Here is a 16,357-nt window from a genome sequence, read left to right as displayed (position 1 = left end):
ATCGACGCTGCTTCGATTAGTTGCCTGCCTCCAGCAGGTTCAGTGCCAGTTGCGCGACCTGCAGGGGCGTGCGGGCGTCTTCGTGCAAGTCATCCTCGAGAAACCAGGCCGCCGACAAACCACACCAGGCGACGATCCACTGCAGCATGTGCTGACGAGGCAGGTCGGCTGTTTCGCAAACAATCTGCACGCGCCGCTGAAAACAGTGTGGGTCGGTGGCCAGAGCGTGGGTCGGATTACAGAACAGGTTGGCGTAGTCGAAGGCGCGGTCGCCGTAGAGGTGCTTGGGGTCGATGGCCAGCCAGCCTCTGTTGCCGAAGTCGAGAACGTTGCCGTGGTGGATATCTCCATGCAGCACCCTCTGTTCGCCGGGGGAGGCGAGCAACTGGCTGGCAATGTCGGCGCAACGTCGGTACAGCCCGCCATTTTCTTCGGCGGCGGGCCACAGGCCGGAAAACCAGGGTTGGAGCTCGACCAGTGGCGGCAGCGGCTGGTCCCGTGGTGCATGCAGGCGGGCAATCGCCGTGCAGAGGATACGCGTGGCCTCTTCGTCGCGACCGTGTTGAGCATAATCGGCCAGTGAGGCGGTCCCCTGAGCCCGCTCAAGCAGGACGGCGTGATCGGTGTGCTCGAGCACCGCGGCGGCGCCTTGGCCATCCCACCACTGCATCAACAAGGCACCGGACTGTTCTTCGGGTTCGTGGGCGATTTTGAGCATCGCTGCCTTGCCTTTATAAAGGACGGGCAGCAAGTGGCTGCTGTGGGTGATGATTGGCTCGCCGTCGGCGGTTAATTGCCAGTGTTGCAGGTAAGGTTCAAACATAGTGCCTCCCAGGGCAGGCCGGTACTCTCTATATAAGGTGCTCATTCTATATATGGTGCTCATTTTGCCTTTGTTCAATGTTTTTTGAATTAACCCTTGACGCCCGATTTAATCTCTCTATAATTCGCCCCACTTCCGGCGCAGTCGGAACTGAAAACTCCTTGAGTTTCAAAGAGTTAGCGGTTCCAGGGTCATCCGGAAGGGCTTCGATCGAAAGATCGACAGCGGTGAAAAAGGCAGTTGACAGCGGTTTGAAACGCTGTAGAATTCGCCTCCCGCTGACGAGAGATCGCAGCGAGTCAAGTGGTTGAAGTTGAACGAAAAACTTCAAAATAAACGCTTGACAGGCTCTGAGGAAAGCGTAGAATGCGCGCCTCGGTTGAGACGAAAAGCTCTTAACCAACCGCTCTTTAACAACTGAATCAAGCAATTCGTGTGGGTGCTTGTGAGCTCAGACTGATAGTCAAAAAGATTATCAGCATCACAAGTGGTTACACGAAAAATCGAAAGATTTGAAAGTAAGTCATTTGAGATTGCTGAGCCAAGTTTAGGGTTTTCTCAAAACCCAAGCAGTATTGAACTGAAGAGTTTGATCATGGCTCAGATTGAACGCTGGCGGCAGGCCTAACACATGCAAGTCGAGCGGATGAGAAGAGCTTGCTCTTCGATTCAGCGGCGGACGGGTGAGTAATACCTAGGAATCTGCCTGGTAGTGGGGGACAACGTTTCGAAAGGAACGCTAATACCGCATACGCCCTACGGGGGAAAGCAGGGGACCTTCGGGCCTTGCGCTATCAGATGAGCCTAGGTCGGATTAGCTAGTTGGTGAGGTAATGGCTCACCAAGGCGACGATCCGTAACTGGTCTGAGAGGATGATCAGTCACACTGGAACTGAGACACGGTCCAGACTCCTACGGGAGGCAGCAGTGGGGAATATTGGACAATGGGCGAAAGCCTGATCCAGCCATGCCGCGTGTGTGAAGAAGGTCTTCGGATTGTAAAGCACTTTAAGTTGGGAGGAAGGGTACTTACCTAATACGTGAGTATTTTGACGTTACCGACAGAATAAGCACCGGCTAACTCTGTGCCAGCAGCCGCGGTAATACAGAGGGTGCAAGCGTTAATCGGAATTACTGGGCGTAAAGCGCGCGTAGGTGGTTCGTTAAGTTGGATGTGAAATCCCCGGGCTCAACCTGGGAACTGCATCCAAAACTGGCGAGCTAGAGTAGGGCAGAGGGTGGTGGAATTTCCTGTGTAGCGGTGAAATGCGTAGATATAGGAAGGAACACCAGTGGCGAAGGCGACCACCTGGGCTCATACTGACACTGAGGTGCGAAAGCGTGGGGAGCAAACAGGATTAGATACCCTGGTAGTCCACGCCGTAAACGATGTCAACTAGCCGTTGGAATCCTTGAGATTTTAGTGGCGCAGCTAACGCATTAAGTTGACCGCCTGGGGAGTACGGCCGCAAGGTTAAAACTCAAATGAATTGACGGGGGCCCGCACAAGCGGTGGAGCATGTGGTTTAATTCGAAGCAACGCGAAGAACCTTACCAGGCCTTGACATGCAGAGAACTTTCCAGAGATGGATTGGTGCCTTCGGGAACTCTGACACAGGTGCTGCATGGCTGTCGTCAGCTCGTGTCGTGAGATGTTGGGTTAAGTCCCGTAACGAGCGCAACCCTTGTCCTTAGTTACCAGCACGTTATGGTGGGCACTCTAAGGAGACTGCCGGTGACAAACCGGAGGAAGGTGGGGATGACGTCAAGTCATCATGGCCCTTACGGCCTGGGCTACACACGTGCTACAATGGTCGGTACAGAGGGTTGCCAAGCCGCGAGGTGGAGCTAATCTCACAAAACCGATCGTAGTCCGGATCGCAGTCTGCAACTCGACTGCGTGAAGTCGGAATCGCTAGTAATCGCGAATCAGAATGTCGCGGTGAATACGTTCCCGGGCCTTGTACACACCGCCCGTCACACCATGGGAGTGGGTTGCACCAGAAGTAGCTAGTCTAACCTTCGGGAGGACGGTTACCACGGTGTGATTCATGACTGGGGTGAAGTCGTAACAAGGTAGCCGTAGGGGAACCTGCGGCTGGATCACCTCCTTAATCGACAGACATCAGCTGTCTTATGAGCTCCCACACGAATTGCTTGATTCATTGAAGAAGACGATTGGGTCTGTAGCTCAGTTGGTTAGAGCGCACCCCTGATAAGGGTGAGGTCGGCAGTTCGAATCTGCCCAGACCCACCAATTACATGTGGTGCAGCCTGTAGCAATACGGGGCCATAGCTCAGCTGGGAGAGCGCCTGCCTTGCACGCAGGAGGTCAGCGGTTCGATCCCGCTTGGCTCCACCACCTTACGTCAAAGCTTAGAAATGAATATTCGCCTCGAATATTGATTTCTGAACTTTTTCAGAATCGTTCTTTAAAAATTTGGGTATGTGATAGAAAGATAGACTGGACAGCACTTTCACTGGTGTGTGTTCAGGCTAAGGTAAAATTTGTGAGTAATTACAAGTTTTCGGCGAATGTTGTCTTCACAGTATAACCAGATTGCTTGGGGTTATATGGTCAAGTGAAGAAGCGCATACGGTGGATGCCTTGGCAGTCAGAGGCGATGAAAGACGTGGTAGCCTGCGATAAGCTTCGGGGAGTCGGCAAACAGACTTTGATCCGGAGATCTCTGAATGGGGGAACCCACTCAGCATAAGCTGAGTATCTTGTACTGAATACATAGGTGCAAGAGGCGAACCAGGGGAACTGAAACATCTAAGTACCCTGAGGAAAAGAAATCAACCGAGATTCCCTTAGTAGTGGCGAGCGAACGGGGACTAGCCCTTAAGTGGCTTTGAGATTAGCGGAACGCTCTGGAAAGTGCGGCCATAGTGGGTGATAGCCCTGTACGCGAAAATCTCTTAGTCATGAAATCGAGTAGGACGGAGCACGAGAAACTTTGTCTGAATATGGGGGGACCATCCTCCAAGGCTAAATACTACTGACTGACCGATAGTGAACCAGTACCGTGAGGGAAAGGCGAAAAGAACCCCGGAGAGGGGAGTGAAATAGATCCTGAAACCGTATGCGTACAAGCAGTGGGAGCCTACTTTGTTAGGTGACTGCGTACCTTTTGTATAATGGGTCAGCGACTTATATTCAGTGGCGAGCTTAACCGAATAGGGGAGGCGTAGCGAAAGCGAGTGTTAATAGCGCGTTTAGTCGCTGGGTATAGACCCGAAACCGGGCGATCTATCCATGGGCAGGTTGAAGGTTAGGTAACACTGACTGGAGGACCGAACCGACTACCGTTGAAAAGTTAGCGGATGACCTGTGGATCGGAGTGAAAGGCTAATCAAGCTCGGAGATAGCTGGTTCTCCTCGAAAGCTATTTAGGTAGCGCCTCATGTATCACTGTAGGGGGTAGAGCACTGTTTCGGCTAGGGGGTCATCCCGACTTACCAAACCGATGCAAACTCCGAATACCTACAAGTGCCGAGCATGGGAGACACACGGCGGGTGCTAACGTCCGTCGTGAAAAGGGAAACAACCCAGACCGTCAGCTAAGGTCCCAAAGTTATGGTTAAGTGGGAAACGATGTGGGAAGGCTTAGACAGCTAGGAGGTTGGCTTAGAAGCAGCCACCCTTTAAAGAAAGCGTAATAGCTCACTAGTCGAGTCGGCCTGCGCGGAAGATGTAACGGGGCTCAAACCATACACCGAAGCTACGGGTGTCACTTAGGTGACGCGGTAGAGGAGCGTTCTGTAAGCCTGTGAAGGTGAGTTGAGAAGCTTGCTGGAGGTATCAGAAGTGCGAATGCTGACATGAGTAACGACAATGGGAGTGAAAAACTCCCACGCCGAAAGACCAAGGTTTCCTGCGCAACGTTAATCGACGCAGGGTTAGTCGGTCCCTAAGGCGAGGCTGAAAAGCGTAGTCGATGGAAAACAGGTTAATATTCCTGTACTTCTAGTTATTGCGATGGAGGGACGGAGAAGGCTAGGCCAGCTTGGCGTTGGTTGTCCAAGTTTAAGGTGGTAGGCTGAGATCTTAGGTAAATCCGGGATCTTAAGGCCGAGAGCTGATGACGAGTTGCCTTTAGGCGACGAAGTGGTTGATGCCATGCTTCCAAGAAAAGCTTCTAAGCTTCAGATAACTAGGAACCGTACCCCAAACCGACACAGGTGGTTGGGTAGAGAATACCAAGGCGCTTGAGAGAACTCGGGTGAAGGAACTAGGCAAAATGGCACCGTAACTTCGGGAGAAGGTGCGCCGGTGAGGGTGAAGGACTTGCTCCGTAAGCCCATGCCGGTCGAAGATACCAGGCCGCTGCGACTGTTTATTAAAAACACAGCACTCTGCAAACACGAAAGTGGACGTATAGGGTGTGACGCCTGCCCGGTGCCGGAAGGTTAATTGATGGGGTTAGCTAACGCGAAGCTCTTGATCGAAGCCCCGGTAAACGGCGGCCGTAACTATAACGGTCCTAAGGTAGCGAAATTCCTTGTCGGGTAAGTTCCGACCTGCACGAATGGCGTAACGATGGCGGCGCTGTCTCCACCCGAGACTCAGTGAAATTGAAATCGCTGTGAAGATGCAGTGTATCCGCGGCTAGACGGAAAGACCCCGTGAACCTTTACTATAGCTTTGCACTGGACTTTGAATTTGCTTGTGTAGGATAGGTGGGAGGCTTTGAAGCGTGGACGCCAGTTCGCGTGGAGCCATCCTTGAAATACCACCCTGGCAACTTTGAGGTTCTAACTCAGGTCCGTTATCCGGATCGAGGACAGTGTATGGTGGGTAGTTTGACTGGGGCGGTCTCCTCCTAAAGAGTAACGGAGGAGTACGAAGGTGCGCTCAGACCGGTCGGAAATCGGTCGTAGAGTATAAAGGCAAAAGCGCGCTTGACTGCGAGACAGACACGTCGAGCAGGTACGAAAGTAGGTCTTAGTGATCCGGTGGTTCTGTATGGAAGGGCCATCGCTCAACGGATAAAAGGTACTCCGGGGATAACAGGCTGATACCGCCCAAGAGTTCATATCGACGGCGGTGTTTGGCACCTCGATGTCGGCTCATCACATCCTGGGGCTGAAGCCGGTCCCAAGGGTATGGCTGTTCGCCATTTAAAGTGGTACGCGAGCTGGGTTTAGAACGTCGTGAGACAGTTCGGTCCCTATCTGCCGTGGACGTTTGAGATTTGAGAGGGGCTGCTCCTAGTACGAGAGGACCGGAGTGGACGAACCTCTGGTGTTCCGGTTGTCACGCCAGTGGCATTGCCGGGTAGCTATGTTCGGAAGAGATAACCGCTGAAAGCATCTAAGCGGGAAACTTGCCTCAAGATGAGATCTCACTGGAGCCTTGAGCTCCCTGAAGGGCCGTCGAAGACTACGACGTTGATAGGTTGGGTGTGTAAGCGCTGTGAGGCGTTGAGCTAACCAATACTAATTGCCCGTGAGGCTTGACCATATAACACCCAAGCAATTTGCTGCTCCTAAATAAAGAGCAGGCCAAATTGCGGTAGTGAAGACTGCAAAGCCGAGAATTTGTAACTCACAAGCATCACATACCCGATTCGCTGGAGTGTCTAACAAGACCTTCTGGCAACAGAATTTCTTGACGACCATAGAGCATTGGAACCACCTGATCCCATCCCGAACTCAGCAGTGAAACGATGCATCGCCGATGGTAGTGTGGGGTTTCCCCATGTGAGAGTAGGTCATCGTCAAGATTAAATTCCGAAACCCCTATCTGCGTACGCAGGTAGGGGTTTTGTCTTTCTGGCATTTGCCACTGTGGGAGCGGCGGTGCGATGCCTCGACTTGTCCCGCGATCCCCTTCTGTCAGCCACATCGCATCGCGGGGCAAGCCCGCTCCCACAGTAGCTTCAGACCCGCCTGACTGTCTTATCTAGCCGAGTGTCCGCTTAACTGGCGTCCCTCCCATAACGATAAGAAGGCCAACGCCCATGTCTGCAAATGCCGCCCCGATCAGTCCCGCCCGCGTCGCAGTCATCCAGTTCGACCCGCAGGTGGGTCTTGAACACTGCGACAACAACCTCTGCCATGGCCTGCAGCTCGCCGAACAAGCGGTTCGTGAGGGCGCCAATCTGATAGTCCTGCCTGAACTGACCAACACCGGCTACAGCTTCAATACCCGCGCCGAAGCCTGGGCTCACGCCGAAGCTCTGGCGGACGGCCCTAGCCTGAACAACTGGGGACGGACCGACCTCTACGGCTCGATGCTCGGTTATGACCTGCACCCAGCCTTGCCGCGCTAAGGAGGGGGGATGGACAACTCAATCGAAACCTCCCGTTCCACCTTCTGGCCTTTGCTGTTGTTGTGCCTGACGGTGTCGTTGGTCACCACGGTGCTGCTTGAAGTTATCAGCGGCCGCGCCGACGCCTGGATTGGCCAGTGGCCAGACTATGCGCACATGATGGCCAATCTTGGCGAGCCCTTGGCGCGTTTGCGCTGGGTCATCGGTGATATCAGTGAAGCGGCCTTCTACAAGCATGAGTTGCCGGCACTGGGCTTGCTGGCGGGCGCGGCCCTGGCTCATTGGGCCAACCGCAACGGCAAGCGTTGGCAAGGCTTCGCCATCTGTTACGGCACGGGCTTGTGGCCGTGGCTGGTGACCAGTTCGCTGCTGGGGTTGTGGTTCAGCCATGCGCTATGGGGCTGGACCTTGAACAGTGGCATCTGGCAACCGACCTTCGTGGCTTTCGTTTCGCTGCCGGCGGCCATGGTGCTGGTGTTCGGTGCGGGCTGGAAGGTGGCTTTCAATGGCGCGCTGATGGGCGCTTTGCTGGTAACGCCAGCCAGCCTGCTATTGGTCAACTACCTGTGCTATCCCTTGAAGCTGCCAGTGGTAGTCGGCAATGTCGGCGGCATGGCGGTTGCCAGTGTCCTGGCGTTCATCTTGATCCGCCGATTTCCGCTGCTGGTGAGGTCAACCGCGTCGGGCTACACCCCACAAGCGCTCGGCCAGATCCAAACCGATTACGGCATCACCTGGACGTTGCGCCGGGTGCTGGCCGACTTCAGTGAAGCACCGTTCTTCGGCAATGAACTGGCGAGCCTCGGCTTGTTGCTGGGCGTATTGCTGGCCTACATCCTGTCACCCACTGGCCCTGCGTACGGCTCACAGCTGGTAGTGGAAATAGTGGCAGGGCAAGCACTGGCATCCTTTGTCGGCGTGTTGATCTGGCGTAGGCAATGGATGCGCCAGGGCTGGTATCCAACCTATATCCCGATCGTCTCAGTTGTCCCGGCCGCCGTGCTGACCTTCGGCGGCAACTGGCAGGTGATCGGGCTCAGTGCGGTCTTGGGAGCCCTTGTGGCTCCACCGTTGGCGGCCTCTATCAGCCAGCGCCTGCCAAGTCATATGCATGGCTTCATCGGTAATGTGCTGTCTATGGCTATTTCCACTTTGCTAGTTCTCCCCTTCATCAGCCTGGTTGCAGGAGGTGACGCATGACCCTGCCCACACTAGCCATAGGAACCCTCGGCGGTACCCTCAGCATGCTCCAGGCAGCAGCTGGCGAAGGTGTCACTCCGGGCCTGGACAGCACGCAGATGCTGGCCGACGCGCCGCAGCTTGCAAGCCTTGCGCGCATCTCGGCGAAAACCCTGCAAATGCTGCCCAGTGCATCGTTGTCGTTCATTCAACTGATCGATGTCTTGTACTGGGCCAAAGCCCAGGTGGAAGAGGGCGCACACGCTGTGGTGCTGACCCAGGGCACAGATACCCTGGAGGAAGTGGCGTACTTTCTCGAACTGCTCTGGCCCTTTGACGCGCCATTGATCCTGACCGGCGCCATGCGTGCGGCCAGCGAGCCCGGCGCCGATGGCCCGGCCAATCTGCTGGCGGCGGTGCAGGTGGCGCTGGATTCGCAGAGTCGTGGACGAGGCGTGCTGGTGGTGATCAATGATCAGATCCACGCCGCTGAACATGTGCGCAAAACCGAGAGCCTGGCTATGGCCGCATTCAGCTCACCGCACTTCGGCTGCGAAGGGTTGCTGATCGAGGGGCGCGCCTGCTATCTGAAGCCCGCCAGGCCTCGCCATCCCTTGCCCGAACCCTGGCGCCTGGATCAGCGTGTGGCGTTGCTGGAGGCTGATTTCGCCGCAGATACCCTGCTGCTCGAGCAAGTCGCCGGCCTGGGTTACGAAGGCCTGGTGATCGCCGGCTTTGGCGCCGGGCACGTGCCGGCAGCATGGGCCAAATGCGTGGGATACATCGTCACGAGAATGCCGGTCATTGTCGCCTCGCGAACCGGCTCCGGTCCTACGGCGCGCCACACCTATGGCTTCGAGGGTGGGGAAATGGACCTGCAACGCAAGGGCGCGCTGATGGCGGGGTTCTTGTGCCCGCGCAAATGCCGGGTATTACTGTGGGTGCTGATCGGCTGCGGGATGGATGATGAACTGGAGCACTGGCTGGCGGAGTATCGTCAGCCGCGGTGAAGGCAAGATCACGTGGGGCCGGGTGTCGGCCCCACGTGTCCTCGCAAGGGCGCTTAGACGAAGCGCTGAGGCACTACGCCGCGGGGCAGGCGGTTGCTGCCGGGCAGGGCGCTCAGGCGTGCACGCCAGCTGGCCTTGAAGCAGAACGTGCTGGGGCTGGGGCTGGGGCTGGGGCTGGCCTTGGCCATGCGTTGTTTACGCAGCTCTGCCAGGGACGGGGTGGATTTCTTGGCCGACGCAGGCGATTCCGTCTTGACCAGGGACCGCTGACACGACTTGCAGGAAACCTGGTCAGGGGTGGAGGTGCTGGTGAGGTTGTTACCGGCGCGACCGCAAGCGACTGCGTCGCCGCTGGTTGAGTAGTGCATTACCAAGCTGTACATCTCCAAACATATGAACAAAAGCCCCCTATTTTCGCACAGGTTGGCGGCGGATGCGGCGCCATCGTCAACGTCATGCTGGAGGCTTGAGTCAGAAGGTTGGAGAACAGCGTTGTTTACAGGGGAGAAATGGTACCGAGTGCGCCAATCGCAATGGCCAGCACCAGAAACCCTACGACGAAGAATGCAAGCTTACCCATTGAGCGCTCCAGATAGAGGTTTTGCGGTGCAGCGCCAGGCCGCACCCGCGAAATGCGCCCGGTAGAGCGGGGCGCAGGCGTATTTTCGCTCTGGCGCTGTTACCGAAACAGATGCAGATGGCGCTGCAAAATACGGATCAGATTCAACTGGAGCGCTGCAATTCAACGCCGCCAGGCACCTTCGGGCACTTCAACCTCACGCTCGGCTTGCGCCAGGGCCAGCTTCAAGCCCTCTACATCAAAGGGGATGCAGTAAGCCGGCTTGGCCCGTTCGAACCGCCAGCTTTCATCCAGGCCTCCGGCATCGACGGCGTCGTAGCCCAGATCGTCGAGCAACTTGCTCACCGCTGACTTCGCTTCATCATCATCGCCGGCAATAGGCAGGGCACGCCGATCTGCCGCACCCCTGACACGTGCGTCTTTCTCCAGGTCCTGGGCAAGGATTGCATTGAACACCTTCACCACCCGCGAACCCGGCAGGTGCTCGGCAAGCAGGCGACTGGTCGTAGTCTCGAAGCGCTCCAGCGGGGGAAACTGACCGTCGCGGTCCGGGTAGTAGTTGTTGGCGTCCATGACGATCTTGCCCTCCAGCCACTGCGCGGGCACGCTGCGGTAGTGCGCGAAGGGAATCGCCACCAGTACCAGCTCAGCAAACCGTGCCGCATCTTCTGCACTGCCCACCTCGCAGCCCAGAATGCCGCTGCGCACGCTGCTCATGGTCTGCGGCCCACGTGAGTTACTGAGCATCACCTCATGCCCGGCTGCCAGCGCCAGCTGCGCTACTGCCCGACCGATAAAACCTGCCCCGATAATGCCGATACGCATGTCCTTGCTCCGTTGCGTGATAGGAGCGTTTATGATGATTGGCAACCAGATGGAGATAAATTAGCGGTCTGGATCAAGTGTCGTTACCAGGAGTGTTGAATGATGGATCGCCTGACCAGCATGGGCGCCTTTGTGATGGCGGCCGAAGCGGGCTCCTACGCCAGTGCAGCGCTGCGTCTGGGCATGTCGCCACAGATGGTCGCCAAGCATGTAGCTGCCCTGGAGCAACGCCTGGGCGCGCGCCTGCTCAACCGCACAACCCGCCGCCAGAGCCTGACCGAGCTTGGCAGCGCCTACTACGAGCGTTGCAAACACATCCTCAGCGAGGCGCAGGCGGCCGACTCCCTGGCGCAGATCATGAACGAAACGCCCCGTGGCAAGCTGAAGGTCAGTGCGCCGGTCACCTTCGGCTCCTACAGCCTGATGCCGCTGGTGACCGACTTTCTGCGCCAGTACCCCGAGGTCGAGATCGACCTGCACCTGACCGACCGCTTCGTCGACCTGGTAGAGGAGGGCTTCGAAGTGGCATTTCGCATCGGCCCCCTGGGCACCTCCAGCCTGACCGCCAGGCCGCTTGCGCCCTACCGGCTGGTGACCTGCGCATCGCCGCGCTACCTGGCCGCCCACGGCACCCCACGAACGCCAGCCGACCTCGAACAGCACGAATGCCTGGGCTACGCCTACTGGTCGCGCCCAGCCGACCGTGAATGGCAATTCGTCCAGGGCGATACGCTGCACAAGGTGCAGGTCGCCAGCCGTTTGCAGGTCAACGAGAGCAGGGCGCTGATGTCAGCGGCGCTGGATGGCTTCGGGATTGTGCTGGGGCCGGAAGACTTTCTGCGCCCGGCGCTGCAAAGTGGCGAGCTGGTGCGGGTGCTGGCTGACTACCAGCCGCCGAGCCGGCAGATGCATTTGCTCTATACGGCAAGCCGTCAGCGCACGGCCAAGCTTCGGTGCTTTGTCGAGACTGTACTTGGGCGTTTCGCTGAGGCTTGAGCAGGACAAATAAAAAAGGCTGCCTAGCGGCAGCCTTTTCTTGTAGAACATGAACGGGGAAATCAATCCCAGCTCAACGCCCCACCGGTCTGATACTCAATCACCCGAGTCTCGAAGAAGTTCTTCTCTTTCTTCAAGTCCATGATCTCGCTCATCCATGGGAACGGGTTGGTGGTACCTGGGTACTCTTCCTTCAGGCCGATCTGCGACAGGCGACGGTTGGCGATGAACTTGAGGTAGTCCTCCATCATCGCTGCGTTCATGCCCAGCACGCCGCGAGGCATGGTGTCGCGGGCGTATTCGATTTCCAGCTGGGTGCCCTGCAGGATCATCTGCGAGGCTTCTTCCTTCATTTCGGCATCCCACAGGTGCGGGTTTTCGATCTTGATCTGGTTGATCACGTCGATACCGAAGTTCAGGTGCATGGATTCGTCACGCAGGATGTACTGGAACTGCTCGGCAACGCCGGTCATCTTGTTGCGACGACCCATGGACAGGATCTGGGTGAAGCCGCAGTAGAAGAAGATGCCTTCCAGGACGCAGTAGTAGGCGATCAGGTTGCGCAGCAGCTCTTTGTCGGTCTCGACGGTACCGGTGTTGAATTCCGGGTCGGAGATCGCGCGGGTGTAGCTCAGGCCCCAGGCGGCTTTTTTAGCGACCGACGGGATCTCGTGGTACATGTTGAAGATCTCGCCTTCATCCATGCCCAGCGATTCGATGCAGTACTGGTAGGCGTGGGTGTGGATCGCCTCTTCGAACGCCTGGCGCAGGATGTACTGGCGGCACTCGGGGTTGGTGATCAGGCGGTACACGGCCAGGGCCAGGTTGTTGGCAACCAGGGAGTCGGCGGTGGAGAAGAAGCCCAGGTTGCGCATGACGATACGACGCTCGTCGTCGGTCAGGCCTTCCGGGTTTTTCCACAGGGCGATGTCCGCGGTCATGTTGACCTCTTGCGGCATCCAGTGGTTGGCGCAACCGTCCAGGTACTTCTGCCAGGCCCAGTCGTACTTGAAAGGCACCAGCTGGTTGAGGTCGGCGCGGCAGTTGATCATGCGCTTTTCGTCAACCGCGACACGGGCAGCGGAACCTTCCAGCTCAGCCAGGCCTTCGGCGATGTCGAGTTGGTCCAGGGCAGCCTTGGCGCGTTTGACCGCTTCGGAGTCTTCGGCAGTTACGGCGCGAGCTTCCAGGGCAGCAACACCGCCGGCGTTGTCGAGCTTGTCGATGCCTGCGGCAGCAGCTTGAGTGGCGGTAGTGCCTTTGGCGGCTTCTTCGCCTTCGTCTTTATCGAATTCGTCCCAGCTCAGCATGGTGGGTCTCCTGCTTGAGGGCCATATCAGTATGGCCGGTGGATCTTGGTTGCGGTGCTTGCGGTTGGTACTGCGGTGCACGCAAAAACTTGGAATGCTTCCCGGGGCTGAGGCCCTCGGGGGAGGTCGGGGTGGCCCCGACCTTGTTGTTCGGCCTGGCGAAGAGGGCGGCAGGGCCGGCCCTATCGCTGGCAAAGCCAGCTCCCACAGGAGAGCTGGCCAGCTTTCAGGCGCTTATTGGCAGGCTTCGCAATCCGGCTCGTCGATCGCGCAAGCCTTCGGTACCGGAGCAGGGCCGGCTGGCGCTGCTTGTACCGGGGCGCTGTCGCCACCGCTGGAAACGGCGTTGAGCTTGCCGGTGTTGATGGTCGACTTCTCGGTGCTGGTCGCGGCCAGGGCACGGAGGTAGTAGGTGGTTTTCAGACCACGGTACCAGGCCATGCGGTAGGTCACGTCGAGCTTCTTGCCCGAGGCGCCGGCGATGTACAGGTTCAGCGACTGGGCCTGGTCGATCCACTTCTGACGACGGCTGGCGGCGTCGACGATCCACTTGGTTTCCACTTCGAAGGCAGTCGCGTAGAGGTCTTTGAGCTCTTGCGGGATGCGCTCGATCTGCTGCACCGAACCGTCGTAGTACTTCAGGTCGTTGATCATGACCGAGTCCCACAGGCCGCGGGCTTTCAGGTCGCGAACCAGGTACGGGTTGATCACGGTGAATTCGCCCGAGAGGTTCGATTTCACGTACAGGTTCTGGTAGGTCGGCTCGATGGACTGCGATACGCCGGTGATGTTGGCGATGGTCGCGGTCGGCGCGATGGCCATGATGTTCGAGTTACGAATACCTTTTTGTACACGGGCACGCACCGGTGCCCAGTCCAGGGTCTCGTTCAGGTCGACGTCGATGTACTTCTGGCCACGGGCTTCGATCAGGATCTGTTGCGAATCCAGCGGCAGGATGCCTTTGGACCACAGCGAGCCCTGGAAGGTCTCGTAGGCGCCACGCTCGTCGGCCAGGTCACAGGAAGCCTGGATGGCGAAGTAGCTGACCGCTTCCATCGACTTGTCGGCGAATTCGACGGCAGCGTCGGAGCCATAAGCGATGTGCTGCAGGTACAGCGCGTCCTGGAAGCCCATGATGCCCAGGCCGACCGGACGGTGCTTGAAGTTCGAGTTACGCGCTTGCGGCACCGAGTAGTAGTTGATGTCGATCACGTTGTCGAGCATGCGCACGGCGGTGTTGACGGTGCGTTGCAGCTTGGTGGTGTCCAGCTTGCCATCGACGATGTGGTTCGGCAGGTTGATCGAGCCCAGGTTGCAGACCGCGATCTCGTCCTTGTTGGTGTTCAGGGTGATCTCGGTGCACAGGTTCGAGCTGTGGACCACGCCCACGTGCTGCTGCGGCGAACGCAGGTTGCACGGATCCTTGAAGGTCAGCCATGGGTGGCCGGTCTCGAACAGCATCGAGAGCATCTTGCGCCACAGGTCTTTGGCCTGGATGGTCTTGAACACCTTGATCTTGTTGTACTCGGTCAGGGCTTCGTAGTACTCGTAGCGCTCTTCGAAGGCCTTGCCGGTCAGGTCGTGCAGGTCTGGCACTTCCGATGGCGAGAACAGGGTCCACTTGCCGTCATCGAAGACGCGCTTCATGAACAGGTCAGGGATCCAGTTGGCGGTGTTCATGTCGTGGGTACGACGACGGTCATCACCGGTGTTCTTGCGCAGCTCGATGAATTCTTCGATGTCCAGGTGCCAGGTTTCCAGGTAGGCACAGACAGCGCCCTTGCGCTTGCCACCCTGGTTAACGGCGACGGCGGTGTCGTTGACCACTTTCAGGAAAGGTACGACGCCCTGGGATTTACCGTTGGTGCCCTTGATGTAGGAGCCCAGTGCGCGCACAGGGGTCCAGTCGTTGCCCAGGCCACCGGCGAATTTCGACAGCATGGCGTTGTCGTGGATCGCGTGGTAGATGCCCGACAGGTCGTCCGGCACGGTGGTCAGGTAGCAGCTCGACAACTGTGGACGCAGGGTACCGGCGTTGAACAGGGTCGGGGTCGAAGCCATGTAGTCGAACGACGACAACAGGTTGTAGAACTCGATGGCACGGGCTTCTTTTTCTTTCTCTTCCAGCGCCAGGCCCATGGCCACGCGCATGAAGAACACCTGAGGCAGCTCGAAGCGTACGCCATCCTTGTGGATGAAGTAGCGGTCGTACAGGGTCTGCAGGCCCAGGTAGGTGAATTGCTGGTCACGCTCGTGGTTGATCGCCTTGCCCAGTTTTTCCAGGTCGAAGTCGGCCAGGGCAGGGTTCAGCAGTTCGAACTCGACACCCTTGGCGATGTAGGCAGGCAGGGCCTTGGCGTACAGGTCGGCCATCTCGTGGTGGGTGGCGCTGTCGGCAACTTCGAGGAAACCCAGGCCTTCGGCGCGCAGGGTGTCCATCAGCAGGCGGGCGGTGACGAACGAGTAGTTCGGCTCACGCTCGACCAGGGTGCGGGCGGTCATCACCAGGGCGGTGTTGACGTCGGTGATGGCCACGCCGTCGTAGAGGTTCTTCAGGGTTTCGCGCTGGATCAGCTCGCCATCGACTTCGGCCAGGCCTTCGCAGGCTTCGCTGATGATGGTGTTCAGGCGGTTCATGTCCAGCGGCGCCAGGCTGCCGTCGGCCAGGGTGATGCGGATGCTTGGGTGCGGCTGGACGCTGGCGTCTTCGGCGTGGCCACGGGTGGCACGCTCCTTGGCACGCTGGTCGCGGTAGATCACGTAGTCACGGGCGACTTTCTGCTCGCCGGCACGCATCAGGGCCAGTTCGACCTGGTCCTGGATTTCTTCGATGTGGATGGTGCCGCCCGAAGGCATGCGACGCTTGAAGGTCGCGGTGACCTGTTCGGTCAGGCGGGCAACGGTGTCGTGGATGCGCGACGAGGCGGCAGCGGTGCCGCCTTCAACTGCGAGGAACGCTTTGGTGATGGCCACGGTGATCTTGTCATCGGTGTAGGCGACGACAGTGCCGTTACGCTTGATCACGCGCAGTTGGCCCGGGGCGGTGGCAGCCAGATCCTGGTTCGAATCAGCGGCCTGCGGCGCCTTGGCCTGCGGGTTCTCGCGAGTTGTGTCGGTTTGCATGGGTGTCTCCACGTTCTCTAAGTATGTTTAGGCGCTTGGTGAGCGCCAACCGTTCCGTCCGAAAGCTCAACAACCGACCCCGAGGGCGCGCAGGAACGAGAGTTCCGGCATGCCGCACAGGTCGGGCATACTCACTTCGGGACAGTTCAGGAATTAGGGCAAATGCTTGCCGCTCCCTGGCCGAAGTCAAAGGTCTTGAATCTACGACTCAAAACTGTTGCTGTCGGGTGTGC

General features: G+C 58.0%; 8 protein-coding genes, 2 tRNA genes, 3 rRNA genes and 1 pseudogene. 9 read left to right on the top strand and 5 right to left on the bottom strand.

Annotated features, from left to right (window positions below):
* Nucleotides 1–16: 16 nt before the first annotated feature.
* Nucleotides 17–823 carry an aminoglycoside phosphotransferase family protein gene (locus LOY45_RS20370; RefSeq protein ID WP_115085688.1) on the bottom strand — a complete coding sequence of 269 codons (807 nt, stop codon included), beginning with the start codon at nt 821–823 and terminating at the stop codon, nt 17–19.
* Nucleotides 824–1,400: 577 nt separating this feature from the next.
* Here LOY45_RS20370 and LOY45_RS20365 point away from each other — a divergent pair.
* From LOY45_RS20365 to LOY45_RS20330, 8 genes and pseudogenes are all read left to right on the top strand, one after another.
* Nucleotides 1,401–2,937, top strand: a 16S ribosomal RNA gene (locus LOY45_RS20365).
* 66 nt (nt 2,938–3,003) lie between these two features.
* A tRNA-Ile gene (locus LOY45_RS20360) sits at nt 3,004–3,080 on the top strand.
* A 29-nt stretch (nt 3,081–3,109) separates the two neighbouring features.
* Nucleotides 3,110–3,185 (top strand) — tRNA-Ala (locus tag LOY45_RS20355).
* A gap of 214 nt (nt 3,186–3,399) precedes the next feature.
* A 23S ribosomal RNA gene (locus LOY45_RS20350) occupies nt 3,400–6,290 on the top strand.
* Nucleotides 6,291–6,436: 146 nt separating this feature from the next.
* A 5S ribosomal RNA gene (gene rrf, locus LOY45_RS20345) occupies nt 6,437–6,552 on the top strand.
* Together the 16S, 23S and 5S rRNA genes with 2 tRNA genes alongside form the textbook arrangement of a ribosomal RNA operon.
* A 237-nt stretch (nt 6,553–6,789) precedes the next feature.
* Nucleotides 6,790–7,038 (top strand): annotated as a pseudogene (locus LOY45_RS20340) (nitrilase-related carbon-nitrogen hydrolase); the annotation flags it as partial.
* A 72-nt stretch (nt 7,039–7,110) separates the two neighbouring features.
* Nucleotides 7,111–8,301 carry a hypothetical protein gene (locus tag LOY45_RS20335; RefSeq protein ID WP_134061564.1) on the top strand — a complete coding sequence of 397 codons (1,191 nt, stop codon included), beginning with the start codon at nt 7,111–7,113 and terminating at the stop codon, nt 8,299–8,301.
* Nucleotides 8,298–9,290 (top strand): asparaginase, encoded by a 993-nt coding sequence (locus LOY45_RS20330; protein WP_258578266.1) that lies wholly within the window; start codon nt 8,298–8,300, stop codon nt 9,288–9,290. Before LOY45_RS20335 ends, LOY45_RS20330 begins: the two co-directional genes overlap by 4 nt.
* A 53-nt stretch (nt 9,291–9,343) precedes the next feature.
* Here the strand turns inward: LOY45_RS20330 and LOY45_RS20325 are convergent, their stop codons facing one another.
* Both LOY45_RS20325 and LOY45_RS20320 read right to left on the bottom strand, forming a co-directional pair.
* Nucleotides 9,344–9,658 carry a hypothetical protein gene (locus LOY45_RS20325; protein WP_258578265.1) on the bottom strand — a complete coding sequence of 105 codons (315 nt, stop codon included), beginning with the start codon at nt 9,656–9,658 and terminating at the stop codon, nt 9,344–9,346.
* A 374-nt stretch (nt 9,659–10,032) separates the two neighbouring features.
* Nucleotides 10,033–10,695, bottom strand: a complete 663-nt coding sequence (locus tag LOY45_RS20320) for an NADPH-dependent F420 reductase (protein WP_258578264.1) — start codon at nt 10,693–10,695, stop codon at nt 10,033–10,035.
* Between the two features lie 99 nt (nt 10,696–10,794).
* Between LOY45_RS20320 and LOY45_RS20315 the strand changes: the two genes are divergently transcribed.
* Entirely contained in the window at nt 10,795–11,691 is an 897-nt protein-coding gene (locus LOY45_RS20315) for a LysR family transcriptional regulator (RefSeq protein ID WP_233674809.1), read from the top strand.
* Nucleotides 11,692–11,753: 62 nt separating this feature from the next.
* On the opposite strand, the gene LOY45_RS20310 is transcribed toward LOY45_RS20315, so the two are convergent.
* Together LOY45_RS20310 and LOY45_RS20305 are read right to left on the bottom strand one after the other, a co-directional pair.
* Complete coding sequence (locus LOY45_RS20310) at nt 11,754–13,001, bottom strand: ribonucleotide-diphosphate reductase subunit beta (protein ID WP_115085708.1); 1,248 nt, start codon at nt 12,999–13,001, stop codon at nt 11,754–11,756.
* 234 nt (nt 13,002–13,235) lie between these two features.
* Nucleotides 13,236–16,124, bottom strand: coding sequence for a ribonucleoside-diphosphate reductase subunit alpha (locus LOY45_RS20305; protein ID WP_115085709.1), 2,889 nt, complete (start codon nt 16,122–16,124; stop codon nt 13,236–13,238).
* Between the last annotated feature and the right edge of the window lie 233 nt (nt 16,125–16,357).

Origin of the sequence: Pseudomonas wadenswilerensis (assembly GCF_024749185.1) — a bacterium.
GTDB lineage: Bacteria > Pseudomonadota > Gammaproteobacteria > Pseudomonadales > Pseudomonadaceae > Aquipseudomonas > Aquipseudomonas wadenswilerensis.
This window is presented reverse-complemented; position numbering and strand designations above follow the sequence as displayed.